This is a genomic window from Polynucleobacter sp. MWH-S4W17, from assembly GCF_018687535.1.
GTDB lineage: Bacteria > Pseudomonadota > Gammaproteobacteria > Burkholderiales > Burkholderiaceae > Polynucleobacter.
In genome coordinates this window covers 726,995-743,775 of record NZ_CP061295.1, presented here as the reverse complement: position 1 = coordinate 743,775, position 16,781 = coordinate 726,995, and the positions used below count along the sequence as shown (strand labels likewise).

The 16,781-nt window shown below is 46.5% G+C and carries 13 protein-coding genes and 1 tRNA gene; 5 read left to right on the top strand and 9 right to left on the bottom strand.

Annotated elements, in window-relative coordinates; translation table 11 throughout:
- Positions 1-16 precede the first annotated feature (16 nt).
- Entirely contained in the window at positions 17-4,051 is a 4,035-nt protein-coding gene (gene hrpA / locus C2755_RS03930) for an ATP-dependent RNA helicase HrpA (protein ID WP_251368537.1), read from the bottom strand.
- A gap of 53 nt (positions 4,052-4,104) precedes the next feature.
- Between hrpA and argA the strand changes: the two genes are divergently transcribed.
- The gene (argA, locus tag C2755_RS03925; RefSeq protein WP_215321858.1) at positions 4,105-5,469 is read left to right on the top strand and encodes an amino-acid N-acetyltransferase; all 1,365 of its coding nucleotides are present in this window, start codon (positions 4,105-4,107) and stop codon (positions 5,467-5,469) included.
- Positions 5,470-5,510: 41 nt separating this feature from the next.
- The gene (locus C2755_RS03920) at positions 5,511-5,783 is read left to right on the top strand and encodes an oxidative damage protection protein (protein WP_046330271.1); all 273 of its coding nucleotides are present in this window, start codon (positions 5,511-5,513) and stop codon (positions 5,781-5,783) included.
- Positions 5,784-6,041: 258 nt separating this feature from the next.
- On the opposite strand, the gene rpiA is transcribed toward C2755_RS03920, so the two are convergent.
- Positions 6,042-6,752 (bottom strand): ribose-5-phosphate isomerase RpiA, encoded by a 711-nt coding sequence (gene rpiA, locus C2755_RS03915; protein ID WP_215321857.1) that lies wholly within the window; start codon positions 6,750-6,752, stop codon positions 6,042-6,044.
- Positions 6,753-6,845: 93 nt separating this feature from the next.
- Between rpiA and tal the strand changes: the two genes are divergently transcribed.
- Positions 6,846-7,823 (top strand): transaldolase, encoded by a 978-nt coding sequence (gene tal, locus C2755_RS03910; protein WP_215321856.1) that lies wholly within the window; start codon positions 6,846-6,848, stop codon positions 7,821-7,823.
- Here the strand turns inward: tal and C2755_RS03905 are convergent, their stop codons facing one another.
- The 3 genes from C2755_RS03905 to rnr are packed head-to-tail and all read right to left on the bottom strand — an operon-like array spanning position 7,824 to position 11,194.
- Positions 7,824-8,009, bottom strand: coding sequence for a DUF2892 domain-containing protein (locus tag C2755_RS03905; protein WP_215321855.1), 186 nt, complete (start codon positions 8,007-8,009; stop codon positions 7,824-7,826).
- A 15-nt stretch (positions 8,010-8,024) separates the two neighbouring features.
- Positions 8,025-8,792, bottom strand: coding sequence for a 23S rRNA (guanosine(2251)-2'-O)-methyltransferase RlmB (rlmB, locus tag C2755_RS03900; RefSeq protein WP_215321854.1), 768 nt, complete (start codon positions 8,790-8,792; stop codon positions 8,025-8,027).
- A 20-nt stretch (positions 8,793-8,812) separates the two neighbouring features.
- A complete protein-coding gene (gene rnr / locus C2755_RS03895; protein WP_215321853.1) occupies positions 8,813-11,194 on the bottom strand; it encodes a ribonuclease R in 2,382 nt (793 codons plus the stop codon).
- A gap of 155 nt (positions 11,195-11,349) precedes the next feature.
- On the opposite strand from rnr, the gene C2755_RS03890 reads away from it, so the two are divergent.
- Positions 11,350-11,436 (top strand) — tRNA-Leu (locus C2755_RS03890).
- A 116-nt stretch (positions 11,437-11,552) separates the two neighbouring features.
- Here C2755_RS03890 and C2755_RS03885 read toward each other — a convergent pair.
- Positions 11,553-13,253 (bottom strand): amidohydrolase, encoded by a 1,701-nt coding sequence (locus C2755_RS03885; protein ID WP_215321852.1) that lies wholly within the window; start codon positions 13,251-13,253, stop codon positions 11,553-11,555.
- A 178-nt stretch (positions 13,254-13,431) separates the two neighbouring features.
- On the opposite strand from C2755_RS03885, the gene C2755_RS03880 reads away from it, so the two are divergent.
- Positions 13,432-14,754 (top strand): APC family permease, encoded by a 1,323-nt coding sequence (locus C2755_RS03880; protein WP_215321851.1) that lies wholly within the window; start codon positions 13,432-13,434, stop codon positions 14,752-14,754.
- Here C2755_RS03880 and C2755_RS03875 read toward each other — a convergent pair.
- From C2755_RS03875 to C2755_RS03865, 3 genes are read right to left on the bottom strand one after another with little or no spacing between them, the layout of a single operon-like run.
- Positions 14,740-15,240 (bottom strand): hypothetical protein, encoded by a 501-nt coding sequence (locus C2755_RS03875; RefSeq protein WP_215321850.1) that lies wholly within the window; start codon positions 15,238-15,240, stop codon positions 14,740-14,742. The genes C2755_RS03880 and C2755_RS03875 overlap by 15 nt on opposite strands.
- 17 nt (positions 15,241-15,257) lie before the next feature.
- Complete coding sequence (locus C2755_RS03870) at positions 15,258-16,067, bottom strand: DUF4239 domain-containing protein (RefSeq protein WP_215321849.1); 810 nt, start codon at positions 16,065-16,067, stop codon at positions 15,258-15,260.
- A 5-nt stretch (positions 16,068-16,072) separates the two neighbouring features.
- On the bottom strand, positions 16,073-16,759 hold the full coding sequence (locus C2755_RS03865; RefSeq protein WP_215321848.1) for a dienelactone hydrolase family protein: 687 nt from the start codon (positions 16,757-16,759) through the stop codon (positions 16,073-16,075).
- Positions 16,760-16,781: the final 22 nt, after the last annotated feature.

Genomic DNA, 16,781 nt, shown 5'->3' with positions numbered 1-16,781 from the left:
ATGCTTCGGATTTGACCTAGCGCAAGCTTACTAAAACCTTTTCGAGACGCTTTAAGGACATCGGGGTTGGGGTTTTAAGCTCTTGAGCATATAAAGCCACCCTCAACTCTTCCAACTGCCAACGAAAATCCGCTAAAGCCTGATCCTCAGCCATCGCATAAGAGGCAGACCCCTTGTTACCCTGCATCAGTTTTTGCCAAGGCCTTGCAACCGATTCCCAATCTTTTTGGCATTGGGCATCACGACTAGGGTTGGATCGTAATTTATCAATCCGCATCGCAATTGCTTTTAAATAGCGTGGCACATGGACTAATTGGGAATACGGTATCTCAGCCACGAACTTCGGAAATATCAGCCCCTGTATCTGCGTCTGAATATCGGTATAGGCACTTAGTGATGCTGCTTTTGCACTAGTCACCTTTTTTTGCAAATCAGCATGAGCTTGCAATGCATTCAATGCGTGACGAGAAATCTCTTGGGCAATGAGCGCCAATCTTGGCTTTCCTGCTTGTAATCGCTCTGCAAATTGTTCTGCATTCACCGGAAGTTGTTCGGTCATAAAAGCACGCTCAAGGGCAATGTTCAGAATCTGATCAATCAAACCCTCTACCGATCCCACATTGATAAATAGCAAACCCAATTCACGAATACCGGGCAATTGTTTTTGCAGAGCTTTGAGCGTGTCTTTATTGCTCAGCGCAAATAGGCGACGTAGTCCTAAAGCATGCTGTTTGCGAGCCTCTTCCAAATCATCAAATACTTCGAGATCACAAAAGTCAACGCGATCTACTAAGGCTGGGTAGCCAAACAGAGTTTTATTCCCCTTTTGGATCTCTAAAGTTTCTGGCAACTCACCAAACTCCCAAGCGCGGTAGCCACCCTGCTCTACCTTACGAGTGGTATCGGCGGTATTTGCACCTCCGTTTGCATTGGATTTAGATTTTTCACCGCGGGGTGGCTCCATCCCCAACTCGACCTGAGCAGTCTCTTGTGCAATCGCTTGAAAGGCATTGCGGGCGGTCTGCCCATAATCTGAGCGCAAGCGAGCCAAGTTGCGCTCTACCTCGAGCTGGCGTCCATGTTCGTCAATCAGACGGAAATTCATCGAGGAATGCAGTGGCAATGACTCTGGTCTAAAGTCTGTGCGCTTAATTTCTAAGCCGCGCTCTTTGCGAATATCGCCAATCAGACTATCTAAAAAATCTCCGACGCCAAATTGCTTTTCTTCTAACTTACGCTCAAGAAAAGACTTTGCATAATCTGGCAATGGCACGCAATGGCGCCTGAGTTTTTGTGGCAATGATTTAAGAAGCAGCAATACCTTCTCCTCACACATGCCAGGCACTAGCCATTCACAACGACGGCCATCCACTTGATTAAGCTGGGTCAAAGGAACAATAAGGGTTACACCGTCCTTTGGGCTGCCAGGCTCGAAATGATAGGTAAGACTCAGCTGTGCACCACCGACTAACATCGTCTTTGGATAGCGATCTACGGTAATACCAGCCGCCTCATGGCGCATTAAGTCCGCTTTCTCTAGGCGAAGTTGAGCATCAAGACCTTTTTCGGTATTCCTATCTTTCGTTAGCCATGCTTTAAGACTTTCACGACTACGCACTTCTTTAGGTATTCGAGATTCATAAAAAGCAAATAGCAAATCATCATCTACCAATACATCGGGTCGACGAGAGCGATGTTCTAAGGCTTCGATTTCTTTAATCAAGCGACGGTTATGCCAAAAGAATCCAAATATATTAGGATATTTTTTCTTGGCATCGGTTTCTGTTTCCCGTTGAAGCGCAGGTGTATCCATGCGCCCAAACATTTCTTCCTGCACCAGGGCTTGGCCAATAAATAACTCCCTGGTTTCCTCGGGGTTGTGCGGCTCATACCGAACCCTACGACCATGATAAATAGGCAATCCATACAAAGTGCCCCGCTCAAACGCCATCACCTCGCCCTGACGGTTATCCCAGAAAGGATCGCTAAGGGATTTGATTAGACGATGTGCCGCAACACGCTCCACCCATTGGGGCTCGATCTTTGCGATCGTCCTGGCATACATGCGATTGGTCTCTTGCAGCTCTCCAGCCAGAATCCAGGCGCCTGCCTTTTTGCCAATAGTAGAACCAGGCCATATAAATGGACGAATACCCCGCGCACCTACATAACCACCTGTTTTGCTATTGCGATCTTGAGATTTCTCATCTTCTTCTTTTTTGGCTACATATCCGAGCAGGCCTGTTAATAAAGAAAGGTGTACCTGCTCATACGTTGCAGCCAAAGCATTTTCTTTCCAGCCCTTCTCGCCTAGCATGGCGTGCAGTTGACCATGAACATCGCGCCATTCACGTAAGCGACGTGGTGACAGAAATTTGCTTTTACACAGACTCTCTAGCTGTCGGTTGCTATGCTTGTGTTGTAAAGCATCTTGATACCAGTTCCAGAGTTTGACGAAACTCAGAAACTCAGAGCGTTCATCAGCAAACTGTAGGTGGGCTTGATCTGCTGCTGCGGCCTGATCCATGGGGCGATCACGCGGGTCTTGTGTTGCCAAAGCAGATGCAATAATGGTGACTTCTTTTAAGGCATTCTGCTCTTTAGCAGCTAAGAGCATTCTGCCAATGCGCGGATCAAGGGGTAAGTCTGCTAATTGTTTGCCAATAGCCGTGAGCTTGAAACTGTTATTAATATCCTTGCCATCTGCTGGCTCTGATTCATCGAATTCAATTGCGCCTAATTCATCCAAAAGTTGCACGCCATCAGCAATGGCTCTACCCAAGGGTTTATCAATAAAGGGGAAATGCTGGATCTTGGGTAAGCGTAAGGAGCTCATGCGCAACAGCACTGCAGCTAACGAGCTACGCAATATCTCTGGATCAGTAAATTTAGGCCGACCTAGATAATCTTGCTCGCTGTATAAGCGTACACAGATGCCATCCGATACACGACCGCAACGCCCAGCCCTTTGATTGGCAGCAGCTTGCGAGATGGGTTCAATTTGTAATTGCTCTACCTTATTGCGATAGGAATAGCGCTTGACTCTCGCCAATCCACTATCGATCACATACCGAATGTTCGGCACTGTCAACGAGGTCTCTGCAACGTTGGTTGCCAGAATAATCCGTCGCCCATTGCCTGGGCTAAAGACCCTCTCTTGCTCAGCGACTGACTGACGAGCAAATAAACTGAGAATCTCGGGATGAAAGCGTTGCTGTAAGACATGATCTTTACGTAAGGATTCTGCGCAATCGCGTATCTCACGCTCGCCTGGTAAGAAGACCAATACGTCCCCTGCGCCCGCTGCTCCTTCTCGCCATAAACTGGCGATCTCTTCTGTCACCGCATCCGGAATTTCCTTGGCAGTTTTGGATTCTTTTTTGCCATCTGGCTTAGCATCCGGCTCCAGCGGTGCGTAACGTTGCTCTACCGGAAACAATCTACCGCTAACTTCGATAACGGGCGCTACCTTGCCATTAATAGCAAAGTGTTCGGCAAAACGCTGCGCATCGATGGTTGCCGATGTGATGATGAGTTTGAGGTCCGGCCGTTTAGGAAGTAACTGCCTCAGATAACCCAATAAGAAATCAATGTTCAGACTACGTTCATGCGCTTCGTCAATGATGAGCGTGTCATAAGCACGCAACTGAGGGTCGCGCTGAGTCTCTGCCAGCAAGATACCGTCGGTCATCAACTTGATAGAAGCAGTATGACTAGTCTTATCAGCAAAGCGAACTTGGTAGCCTACATCTTGACCAATGGGCGAACCTAGCTCTTGGGCGATGCGCTTGGCCGTAGCGGTGGCTGCAATCCGGCGAGGTTGCGTGTGGCCAATGAGCTTGCCGCCATTAATCGTGCCTCGCCCCAGATCCAAACAGATCTTCGGAAGCTGGGTAGTCTTGCCCGAACCAGTCTCACCGCACACAATCACCACCTGGTGGCTCTGCAGGGCATCCTTGATCAGCTGACGCTGACCAGAGACCGGCAATTCCTCAGGAAACCGAATTTCTAGCTTACGTGAGGTGTTGGAAGCAGGCACAGGCTGTGGCATTGCTTTGGGTTTTTGTTGGTTTATAGGCTCTTGCACCCTATAATTTTCTCACTATGCCAACAAATGCACCGAACCAGGCCTTAATGGCCGAAGAAACGACCTCCAACTTCCCTTTCGTGGGGTGGTTGCGCGATGTTGCGCCCTACATTCATAGCTTCCGTGAGAAGACCTTTGTTATCGCCTTTGCAGGTGAACTTGTCCAAGAAATCGGCCTTGAGAATCTGATTGAAGATATCGCCATGCTTCATGCCATGGGTATGCGAATTGTTCTGGTTCACGGTATCCGCCCACAGATTGAAGAGCAGCTCATGCTCCGGAATATTAAAAGCAAGTTTGGCAAGAGCGCCCTGAACAGCTATCGGATTACTGATGCAGCCGCACTAGAGTGTGTTAAAGAAGCTGCCGGTGAATTGCGTCTTGATATTGAGGCAGCATTTAGCCGTGGCTTGCCAAACACTCCAATGGCTGGCTCACGTATTTCTGTGATCTCTGGCAACTTCATTACCGCAATGCCTGTGGGTGTTGTTGAAGGCACTGATTACATCCATACCGGTTTGGTGCGCAAAGTTGACTCTAGCTCGATTAGACAGTCCTTGGACAGCAACAAAATTGTTTTGCTTTCACCTTTAGGTTTTTCACCAACGGGCCAAGCATTTAATCTGGCATACGAAGATGTCGCAGCATCCACTGCCGCAGCTCTTAAAGCGGATAAGTTAATCTTCTTGAGTCCCTATGCTGGCTTAAAAGATACAGAGGGAGACTTCATCACTGAGCTGTCCATGCCGCAATTGCAAGAATATATCGCGCAGAACAAAGATATGGATCTGGGCATGAAGAGTTTGCTCAATATCTCTGGCAGAGCAATACGGGCAGGCGTTAGCCGGGTGCACTTTTTGCCCTGCAATCAAGATGGCGCACTCCTCGAAGAGCTCTTTACCCATGATGGAATTGGTATGATGCTAGCCTCATCTGATATCGAGAACTTACGTGAAGCCAATCAAGATGATGTTGGCGGTATTTTGCAGTTGACGATGCCTTTGGAAGATGAAGGCATCTTGGCGGCTCGTGGACAAGACGTGATTGAACGTGATATTCAGCGCTTCTCAGTGATAGAGCATGACCGCGTTCTCTTTGGTTGTGCCGCCCTCTTCCCATTTCCAAATGGCGTTGGTGAATTAGCCTGTCTTGCTGTTGATCCAGATGTTCAAGGGTCGGGTGATGGCGAGCGTCTACTCAAGCGTGTTGAAATGCGCGCTAAGCAAGAAGGTATAAAAAAATTATTTGTTCTCACCACCAGAACTGAGCACTGGTTCTTAAAGCGTGGCTTTAAACGGGCAACGGTCGATGATCTGCCAGAAGAAAGAAAACAGATTTATAACTGGGACCGTAAGTCCATGGTTTTAACTAAAGATCTATAAGAAAACTAAGCAACTTCAGAGTTACTAGAAAGGTATTACAGATGGCACGCATGGTTCAATGTATCAAACTCAATAAAGAAGCTGAGGGAATGGATTTTGCCCCGCTTCCAGGCGAGCTAGGTAAGAAGGTTTGGAATCAAGTATCCAAAGAGGCTTGGGCTGCTTGGTTAAAGCACCAAACAATGCTGATTAATGAAAACCGCCTCAATATGGCTGACCCACGTGCACGTCAGTACCTCTTAAAGCAGGTAGAAAAGTACTTCTTTGAGGGTGGTGCTGATATGGCTCAAGGTTACGTACCCCCTGCAGAGTAATTAAAAATTGATTGCCGTATTGCAGCAAATACTTTATTGAAAAATATATTTTGGATTGCTGTTGACACTGCCAGAGATAGGCGTAGGATGAAACTGTGGTGAGGCAGTTTTGGTGCCCCGCTACATTGGCGAAAGCCACTCTAAATAAGTACATCTATGTACTTATAGGCCAAGGAACTAAATACCTTCCGAGAGCCTACGCCATGCATACCATGGCAAATAAACCCGATGGGCATACCCCGTCGGGTTTTTTAATTTCTACAGTGCAATTCTTTTAACGCCAGCAGCGTTGCTGACCAATAGAATATTGGCTTTTTCTTTAGCAAATAAGCCAACAGTGATCACGCCAGCAATTTGATTGATCTGCGCTTCCATCTGAATAGGGTTGGCAATCTTGAGACCCGCTACATCCAAGATCCAGCCACCGTTGTCCGTTACAAATGGCTCGCTTAGCGTTTGGTTCAGATCGGCACGGGTATTCTTGGTCAAGCGCAAAGACACTTTGCCGCCAAACTTCTCTAGCTCTCTGCTAACCACGCCTTTAGCAAGCGGAATGATTTCAACTGGCAATGCAAAATTACCCAGAACCGGCACCTGCTTAGATGAGTCGCAAATGCAGATGAATTGCTTTGTCATGGAGGCAATAATTTTTTCTCTGGTGAGCGCTCCGCCGCCACCCTTAATCATATGACCCAAGGGATCGATTTCATCTGCGCCATCAACATAGGCTGGCAGACCTTGCACATCATTTGGGTCTAGCACCTTAAAACCATGTTTGAGCAAGCGCTCAGTGGTCGCGTTAGAGCTCGATACCGTGCCCGCAAAATGATCCCTATGTGGAGCAAGTGCATCAATAAAGCAATTGGCAGTCGAGCCTGTACCAACACCCAAAACCTGCCCAGCGGGTAATTTGAGAACTTCGTCTCTAGCTGCCTCGCCCACCATTTGCTTTAGTTGATCTTGGTTCATATAGCTATCAAATGCCTTTACTGGAACTGAGTAATTAATCCATCTATCATATGATATCTATCAGAAAACCACCCTAGAGCCGCGAGCAAGCCCATGAATAGCACCCCTTCGTCACTAAGCCAACTAGAGCAACTCAAGAAACTCACCACGGTTGTGGCTGATACAGGCGATTTTGAGCGCATGCAGGCCTTTCAGCCGCAAGATGCGACTACCAACCCCTCCCTGATTCTGAAAGCTGCTCAACAAAGTAATTACCAAGATTTGGTCCGGTCGGTCAAAGCAACGCATCCAGGCATGAGCCCGACCGATTTGGTGGATTACATCTTGGTTGCGTTTGGTTTAGAGATTCTGAAGATTGTTCCAGGACGCGTTTCTACAGAAGTAGATGCCAGACTCTCATTCGACACCAAGAGCACTGTAGCTAAGGCCAAGCATTTAATTACCCTTTACGAATCTCATGGAATTGATCGTAAACGCATTCTGATTAAATTAGCGGGCACATGGGAAGGCATTGCCGCCGCCAAAGAATTAGAGACGCAAGGCATCCATTGCAATATGACTCTGCTCTTCTCACTCGTGCAAGCGGCTGCATGTGGTGCCGCCAATGCAAAACTCATTTCTCCATTTGTGGGTCGTATCACTGATTGGAATAAAGCGAAGTTAGGCAGCAACTGGAGTGATAGTGCCAATGGCGGTGCAAATGATCCAGGCGTCACTTCCGTTAAGAGGATCTTTCACTATTACAAACACTTTGGCATCCCTACTGAAATCATGGGGGCCAGCTTTCGTAATACTAGCCAGATCCTAGAGCTAGCGGGTTGTGACCTCTTGACTATTAGCCCAGAGCTGTTAGCTGAGCTCCAGAGCAGCCATACCTCAGTCGAGGTAAAACTCGATGCTGCTAATGCCAAAGCAGCGTTAGAGGCGGAAGGCATTGCACCGCTAAAACTAGATGAATCCAGTTTCCGCCTGCAGCTCAACAATGATGCAATGGCTACCGAGAAATTGGCTGAAGGGATTCGGAACTTCTGCGTGGATACCGAGAAGTTGGAATCACTACTAGCCAAGTAATTACTTCTTGGCGGTATTGATGCCTAGTATTGAGTAAGCTGGGCAGTTACCGAATATTCCGGTTAATAAAGGAATAATGCCAATCCAAGCCCATGGGCCAGTAATACCAAAACCAGCTAAGCCCATTAGCGTGACGCCAACAGTCATTCTTAGAACGCGATCAGTATGTCCGATATTGCATTTCATATGAAGCTCCTTGTTTTACTTGGCAGCTTTGTCAGATACTTTAGCTAGGCGCTGTCTTAATGCCTCATATAAGCATACGCCACTTGCAACAGATACATTCAAACTAGACACAACACCCTGCATAGGGATACGCACTAGCTCATCACAGGTTTCTTTTGTAAGGCGACGCATACCCTCGCCCTCAGCCCCCATCACGATGGCAATAGGCCCTGTGAGCTCGATGTCATAAATCGATTTTGTAGCCTCATCATCTGTTCCAATCAGCCAAACACCCGCTTCTTGCATTTCTTTCATGCTGCGAACGAGGTTGGTCACCGTAATGACTGGCATCACTTCTGATGCACCACTAGATACCTTGCTAACGGTAGCATTAACCGATGCGGAGCGATCCTTGGGAACCACTACAGCATCTACGCCAGAGCCATCTGCTACACGCAAGCAAGCACCAAAGTTATGGGGATCAGTAATGCCATCTAAAACCAAAAACAATGGTTTTTTCTGAGCACTCTCAGCATCCTCAACCACTTCAGTGACAGTGCGTGCCACAGTCATTTTTTCAGCCAAAGCAACAACACCTTGGTGACGATCATGCCCTGTCAACTTATGGAGGCGCTCTGCATCTGCTGCATGCAAACGCTCACCCAAAATCTCTTCGGCTTGCTTTAAAAAATCCCCCATGCGTCTATCACGTCGACCCGAGTCAAAGTACACAGACTTCAAGCTATCTGGGTCCACCCTTAAGCGCGCTTGTACCGCATGAAATCCTACTAGTATTTGCTTCATCTTATTTTTCTATTCAATCTTTATTTACGGCGTGCTTTAGTGCTGCGAACTGGAGGCTTACTGCCTGCAGGCTTGCCGACGGTTCTACCAGGCTTTGCCTTGCCATTTTTGCGAGTGGCTTTACTCTTTGACTGGTTAGCACCCAGAGTTCCAGCAGATTTAGCTGCATTAACATTGATGCCACTTGGCTTTTGTGGAACCTTGTTGTCAGAACGACCTCTTTGAGGGGCTGCTTTTTTATTGGGTCTACCGGTATCCGTTGCCAACAACAACTGGCGACGGTTAGAAGAGCCGCCTGGCTCTGCGCCAACGGATTTGACGAGACTAAATTCAATCTTGCGCGCATCTAAGTCAACTCGACTGACCAATACATGCAAACGATCGCCTAAGCGATAACGAATACCAGTACGCTCTCCACGCAATTCTTGGCGCGCTTCGTCATATTGGAAGTAATCTCCGCCAAGCTCAGTGACATGCACCATGCCTTCAACAAAGAGATTCTCTAGTTGAATAAATAATCCAAAGTTCGCAACACCGGTGACAGTACCAGCATATTCTTGACCTAAATGGTCACGCATGTAGTAACACTTGAGCCAAGCTTCTACGTCACGTGAAGCTTCATCAGCACGACGCTCATTGGATGAGCAGTGAACACCTAGTTGACCCCAAATTGGTAATGCGGCATTAGCCCCTTTAGGTGGCTTAGTGCCTTTGGCTGCCCCGGCTTTTGCATCGCTTTGGGATTTCTTGGCATTGACTGCATTCTCACGACCCTTACCTTTACGTGGCAAAGTGAGATTGAGTGGAACCTTCGGCGGCAATACCGGCACGTATGGTTTTTTCTGAAGAATCGACTTGATCACGCGATGCGTTAGCAAATCGGGATAACGGCGGATCGGGCTTGTGAAATGAGAGTAAGCTGGGTAAGCCAAGCCAAAGTGGCCTTCATTATCGGGCTGGTACATCGCCTGCTGCATGGAGCGCAATACCACTGACTGCAACATATTGGCATCGGGGCGCTCTTTAATTTCACGCATTAATTTAGCGTAGTCACGTGGCTTAGGTTTATCGCCACCGCCTAATGACAGACCTGAAGTTCTCAAAACTTGGCGCAAAGTAACCAACTTCTCTTCTGATGGCTCACCATGTACACGATAGAGACTAAGGTGCTTATTTTTTTCAATAAAGTCGGCTGCACATACGTTAGCAGTCAACATGCACTCTTCAATTAAGCGGTGGGCATCATTGCGAAGGCGCGGCTCAATGCGAAGTATCTTGCCAAGCTCATTACTAATGATTTGTGTTTCAGTTGTCTCAAACTCAATAGCGCCCCGCTTCTCACGAGCAGCCAATAGAATCTTGTAAAGAGAGTAAAGGTTGCCGAGTAATGGGCGGAACTGAGCAAAGCGTGTTGCCTCAGGGCCTTTGCTATTGGAGAGAATCTCCCAAACAGTATCGTAAGTAAAGCGCTGTGCTGAATGCATGACTGCTGGATAAAACTGATAAGCCAAAACAATACCGTTGTTATCCACAACGGAGTCGCACACCATGCACAAACGGTCTACGCCCGGATTCAGCGAGCAAAGACCATTCGAGATCTTCTCTGGAAGCATAGGGATTACACGTCTTGGGAAGTAGACTGAAGTAGCACGCAATAAGCCCTCGTCATCTAATGGCTGACCCGGTTTGACGTAATGGGATACGTCAGCAATCGCCACGATCAAACGCCAAGCCTTAGTCTGGCCGTACATGACGGGTTCGCAATAGACAGCGTCATCAAAGTCTCGCGCATCAGCACCGTCAATAGTGACTAAAGGCACGTCACGTAAATCAACACGACCTTCTAGATCGGATTGCTGGACTGTATCTGGCAATGCCGCAGCCTCTTTCATAGCGGCGGCAGAAAATTCATGGGGGACGCCATACTTACGTACAGCGATTTCGATTTCCATACCGGGGTCGTCAATCTCACCCAATACTTCAACTACACGCCCAACTGCCTGACGATAGCTATCTGGGTAATCAATAATCTCTACGCTGACAACCTGGCCTAGCTTCGCTTGTCCTTGACCCTTAGGCGGAATCAAAATGTCATGACCAATGCGCTTATCTTCTGGCGCAACAATCAGAACACCGTTTTCATTTAAGAGACGACCAATCACTACTTTATTAGCGTGCAGAACTACTTCAACAATCTGCCCTTCTGGGCGACCACGTCGATCCGTTCCTAGCACCCTGACATTGACTCTGTCGCCGTGCATGACTCGTGACATTTCTCTTTCTGACAGAAAGATATCCTCACCACCATCATCGGGAATAACAAATCCAAATCCATCTCGATGCCCTTGAACTGTTCCTAAGCGGTCAGCCTCACGTGGCATCAAGTCTTTTGCTTTACGCATTTAATTCCTTCGGCAATACATGCCCTGTATATATCTACTGATATCTATTTTTGTTATGAATAAGGCTACTGTATCAAACCACCAAGTCTGAGGGGAAAAAGCCAAATGGGGGTAGAAATGACCTCAAAACGCCCATCCCTCTATAATAAGGGCATGCCCAGGTGGCGAAATTGGTAGACGCACCAGCTTCAGGTGCTGGCGATCGTAAGGTTGTGGGGGTTCGAGTCCCTTCCTGGGCACCAAATACACCTACAAAGTCCTATATGGGGCCTAAAGCCCCCTTTTTCAATAGACTCAGATTCCAAGCGATCAAAGAAAAACCGCCCGAAGGCGGCTTCAAATCTAGGGCTCACTATCTTTAGTTTTTCTTAAATACCTGCTGACCATTTACCCAGGTTTCATTGACTTCAATATCTCTAATCTTATAGGCATCAGTTTTCATTGGATTTTTATCAACAATGGCAAAGTCAGCGTACTTGCCTGCCTCTAACGAACCAATCTTGTCTTCCATCTTTAACTGATAAGCAGCGTCAATAGTGATCGCTTTTAAAGCATCGTTAATGGACACTTTTTCATTTGCATTTAATACTTTTTGCGGGGCAACCTGCCAAAGTCGTGAAGCACCTTCCGAGGCATACTTCAAGGGATGAATAGGGGAAACTGGAGAGTCGCTATGGTAAGCAAAATGCATACCGTTCTTAATCAAACTTGCGCTCGCATCAATACGATTAGCCCTCTCCGGTCCAAGCAGATGGTCATGAAATGCTTCACCCCAATAATCTGTATGGCCAATAGTGAAGCCAGGTACAACGCCTAGCTTTGCTGCTTTTGCAATTTGTGCCTGAGTAGGGACAGTAAAATGCTCAATTCTTAATCTAGTCTTAGCATCACTTGGCTTGGTAACCAACTTCTGAAAAACATTAAGAGTCTGCTCAATCGATTTATCGCCGTTGGAGTGCACAGAGATTTGCCAGCCCTGATCAAATCTTGGCTTGGCAAGATCATAGAGCTCTTGCTCAGTAAAGTTGAGAGTGCCGGTATTTGTGGTTTCTGCAGGATACGCATATGGCTTAGTCATAGCACCAGTAAGACCTTGATCGGAGCCATCCGCCACAATCTTTACGCCAATAACCTTAAAGACGTCATCACCCTGACCTGGCTTATAGCTATTGTTAGTCAGTGGGTATGCGCCTGCATACATATAACCCCGCACGCGAACAGGTAGCTTGCCGCTGTGGGTCATTGAGTCTAGTAAGGCATATTCTTTATCAACCCCAAGGTATCCGCCAACAGTAATTTCCGCTGAAGTAGTGACGCCCTTGCTCACCATTTTCCGGCCAACCTTTTGAACGGCTTGCTCAATCATTTCTTGATTTGGAACAGGCATCTTGCTTAAAAACAAGTAAAAGGCTGGCACCTCATAAATCACTCCTGTTAAATGCCCCTTACTATCTTTTAACAACTGGCCACCCTTTGGATTTGGACTAGAGTCAGTTAGACCCGCAAGCTCCAAAGCCTTGTGATTAACATAAGCAATATGCATACTTTGGTTCATGACAAAGATTGGCTTTGTAGTGGATACCATATCCAAGATATCGGCCGTCAATTCAGACATGAATGGCTCTGTTCTGGACGGATCTACTCCGAATGCAGTAATCCACACACCATCCTTAACATTCTTGCTATACGTTTTCAGCTTTGCAACCAAACTATCCAAGGTGTCATGCGGCATCTCAAAATTGGACATGTTCTGCCACAGCTCTTCTGAAAATGCTGTACCAAAAATATGCACATGAGGCTCAACCAAACCAGGCATTAATGTTTGACCATTTAAGTTAATGAGCTTGGTATCTTTTCCTTGAAGGGTCTTCACTTTGGATAAAGAGCCAACCTTAACGATTTTTCCAGCCTGAATTGCTACAGCCTCAGCTGTAGGTTGGGCTTTATTCATTGTGACAATATCGCCACCATAGAAAATAGCATCTGCATTTCCACTTGCGATGGCTGATTGTGCAATCAAGCACATGGCTGTAAAGGTAATTTGATTTAAATGGCGCATTGTTTAACCTTAGGATTTAGAGAGTGTTTCTTGTAAATTCTAACAGCGCAAAGACTGGAAATTGGCTATGCAGACTATCTCAATGCCAGTGCTTTATTAGAAAGCCAAATAGCCTTTATTTGCCACAACCTTTAATATAGGGCACTTGTCCCAGCTTTACGCACTCAGAAAACACAAATTGACTAGCCAGCCAAATCCGACTTTACTTAAAAACTCGAGCAAGAAAACCCAAGGCATTAGCCTTTTTTCAGCCACTGCTCTAGGTATCGGCGGCATGATGGGGGCTGGGCTATTTTCTCTTTTGGGTACTGCTAGCGCTCATGCGGGGTCGCATATTCCCCTGGCCTTTTTACTAGGGGCTATAGCTGCCTCATTCTCGGTCTACTCCTATGCCAAATTAGGTGCTACCTTTCCTAGTAGTGGAGGTGCTGCCACATTCACAGTGATGAGCTACGGTCCTGGGGTCATTTCTGGTGGCCTGAATATATTTCAATACATTGCCTATCTGATTGCAGCCGCTCTTTACGCTGCCGGCTTCTCGGAATATGCCAACACCCTGCTTGGCGGAAACTTAGACCCCTTTGAAGTAAAGATCGTTGGCGCCGTTATCGTCATTCTGTGTACCGGCATTAATTTGTTGGGCACCAATATCGTTGGCAAAGCAGAAATGTTAGCGATTGGCTTTGTCACATTTGCTCTACTACTATTTTCTGTTGAGGGCATTCATGCAGCCAATATTGGCGCATATCAGTTTACTGGCTGGTCTCTCAATGGCATTGCGATTGCTACCGGTATCTTGTATATCAACTACCAGGGTTTCGGCGTAGTTACCAACTCCTCCAATGCCATGCGTGAACCCCAAAAAGAGCTTCCTCTTGCTATGTTCTCGGCCCTGATTTTAGTAACGATTGCTTATGTACTAGTTAGTACCGCAGTGATACTGCTACTTTCACCCACTCAAATGGCAACCTACAACGGCCACGTATTGGCCGATGCAGCTCAAATCGTATCTGGGAAAACAGGTTTTGTTGTGATTGGTGCCTCTGCCCTCCTAGCCTGTGCCGCTGCGCTCAACGCCACTATTTTTGCCGCATCTAATATTGCAGCCGATATGGTACACAAGAATTCTGTCTCAAAAGCCTTAGGTGACTCGATCTTAACAACAGAGTTTCGCGCCTTAACTGTGTCTGCATTTTTAGTGATTGCTTTAGTAATGGCATTTCCATTAGAGGTTGTTGGCAAAATGGCCAGCCTTGCCTTTTTATTGGTCTATGCCGCCATTACTTACGGACACATTCGCGTACGAAATCAAACAGGTGCAAAGCTTTGGCCACTTTGGGCGGCAATCGTCATTAACTTGAGTCTATTTGCTACTTTATTCGTGAATGTGATCGAGACAGCTCCGAATAGCGCAATCGCTTTAGTAATTGCCTTATTAGGATCTTTTGTGGTTGAAGCAACTTCTCGTAAATTTCTCAGAAAGAAATTAAAGTCCCATTGAGCGGTGCAATATTTTAGACCTCATCTCCGCCCACAGACTTTCAAAATCTTCAGTCTTGTCTTCTGATAGTCGTATGGACTCAAAGAGGCCGCCAAAAATAATGGAGCCCTTCTTTACCAAAGTCTTATCAAACTCACCCAAGGATATCGGCTTATCATCCATATCTCTAGTGAGCTCAGCTGAGCAGACAATCGCATCCGCATCATCTCGATCAATGACTGCAAATTCAATGAACTGTTGATTTTTTTCAACGATTACCAAAGTGCCACGCGCATAGCAAACCGCCTCATGTGCCTGTACGATATAAGCAAGAAATTGATTCTGCTCATCGTCACTCTTCATGGGGAGATCATCAATAAAGAATAGATATTGATCTCCCTCGCCGTTTACCAAAGTAAATACCTTTGGAACAACTCCATGACCTAATGCCAAATTACAGTAATAGGAGGAAATTTCTACTGCAAGATTTTCAGAAAATAAGTGCATATTGATTCAGGAAGATATTACTCTTTACGAGTTTTAATGGATTCAATAATTTTATAGAATGCAGCTGGCTTAACGGAATTCTGACCCTTAAACGGCTGATCAGTTATCACCAACAAAGAAATCAAAGCGCCCATGGTGATGGGCAAGATCTTCAATCCCAAAAAAAATGAATCTGAGGGCAAGAATAGAGTATTGATACCAATCAAGGCGAACATACAGATCAAAATGACTATCCAAAATAAACCAGGCAAGCGGATATTCGAACGCTCAATGCGAGCCTCCCTACTCTCAGCAACCTCTTCAGACTTCTTAATGATGTCTGTATACATTGCTGTTTGACGATTGGTTTGGGGTTCGATTGACATGAGTTGCCTAGAAATTCCACGCCACAGCATATGCGTTTTAGTACTGCCTTGCCCCTTTTGCAATAGAGCCCACTCATCATTAACAATGGAGTTCATATATTCAAATAGTTCAACACGAATAGGTGCAATGGATGGATCACCAAATCGCGTGAGTAGACGATCCAAGTTATTAATACGTCCAGCCTCTTGAGAAACCAAGGTTTGGACTTCACGAAAATTGCTTTGTGCTTGATTAAGCAAAAAACCAATCAACAGACCGCTTAGAGTGATGATGGATCCAAAAAGACCCAAACCTAATCGAGTGCTATCTTGTGTAGGTGCAAGGATCGGGATAGTTTGCAGTACACGTGGCATCAGATCCAACAAGGCAACAAAGAAGAGGATTAATATCAAAAGAATCTGGACATTACTTTTCTTGTATATCCAATTGAAGAACGCATCTTCACGAGTACTTTTATTCATAAGACCTAGCTATTAATAGTTTTTTGTAGGAAATTGAGCGTACGCTCCCAGGCCAGCCGCGCTGCTTCAGCGCTGTACTTTAGCGGAGCCAATCCGCGCACATCCGATTTAGGGTTAGCAAAGGCATGCTTTGTATCGTAGCGATGAAATTCATAATTCACGCCCGCTTGCTTTAGCTTTTGCTCTAGATGATCGACTCCAGCTATTGGAAAGAACTCATCATGCATAGCCCAGTGGCCTAACATCGGCTTGCTAATGGCCTCTGCATTGACATACTCCAAAGGAGGATTGCCGTACCAAACGATGGAAGCGTCGAGTTCAGGCACATTACATGCGGCCAAAATGGTCAGCGCACCGCCCATACAAAATCCTGTCACCGCAACCTTTGTGCTGCCAGTAGCTTTCAAATACTGAACAGCACCTCGAATATCTTGACCAGCCGCATCACCAAAGTTCAGGTCGCCCATTAAATGCTCAGCTTCATTAGCTTCAATCGCTAACTTACCGCGATATAAATCTGGGACTAGTGCGCGATAGCCCTCTTTAGCAAGGCGATCAGCCACCGCCTTCACCTCATCATCCAAACCCCACCACTCCTGAATGACAACTACTCCAGGGGCATCCGCTTTATCGACTGGCTCGGCCAGGTAACCCTTTACTGCCTGTCCATCGGGTCTTTTAAATTCAATCATGGGGTCTCCTTATGCTCTTTAG

What these genes read in the sequence shown, in the direction of transcription:
- hrpA (WP_251368537.1), bottom strand. Translation starts at nt 4,051, where the DNA reads ATGCCACAGCCTGTGCCTGCTTCCAACACCTCACGTAAGCTAGAAATT.
- argA (WP_215321858.1), top strand. Translation starts at nt 4,105, where the DNA reads ATGCCAACAAATGCACCGAACCAGGCCTTAATGGCCGAAGAAACGACC.
- C2755_RS03920 (WP_046330271.1), top strand. Translation starts at nt 5,511, where the DNA reads ATGGCACGCATGGTTCAATGTATCAAACTCAATAAAGAAGCTGAGGGA.
- rpiA (WP_215321857.1), bottom strand. Translation starts at nt 6,752, where the DNA reads ATGAACCAAGATCAACTAAAGCAAATGGTGGGCGAGGCAGCTAGAGAC.
- tal (WP_215321856.1), top strand. Translation starts at nt 6,846, where the DNA reads ATGAATAGCACCCCTTCGTCACTAAGCCAACTAGAGCAACTCAAGAAA.
- C2755_RS03905 (WP_215321855.1), bottom strand. Translation starts at nt 8,009, where the DNA reads ATGAAATGCAATATCGGACATACTGATCGCGTTCTAAGAATGACTGTT.
- rlmB (WP_215321854.1), bottom strand. Translation starts at nt 8,792, where the DNA reads ATGAAGCAAATACTAGTAGGATTTCATGCGGTACAAGCGCGCTTAAGG.
- rnr (WP_215321853.1), bottom strand. Translation starts at nt 11,194, where the DNA reads ATGCGTAAAGCAAAAGACTTGATGCCACGTGAGGCTGACCGCTTAGGA.
- C2755_RS03885 (WP_215321852.1), bottom strand. Translation starts at nt 13,253, where the DNA reads ATGCGCCATTTAAATCAAATTACCTTTACAGCCATGTGCTTGATTGCA.
- C2755_RS03875 (WP_215321850.1), bottom strand. Translation starts at nt 15,240, where the DNA reads ATGCACTTATTTTCTGAAAATCTTGCAGTAGAAATTTCCTCCTATTAC.
- C2755_RS03870 (WP_215321849.1), bottom strand. Translation starts at nt 16,067, where the DNA reads ATGAATAAAAGTACTCGTGAAGATGCGTTCTTCAATTGGATATACAAG.
- C2755_RS03865 (WP_215321848.1), bottom strand. Translation starts at nt 16,759, where the DNA reads ATGATTGAATTTAAAAGACCCGATGGACAGGCAGTAAAGGGTTACCTG.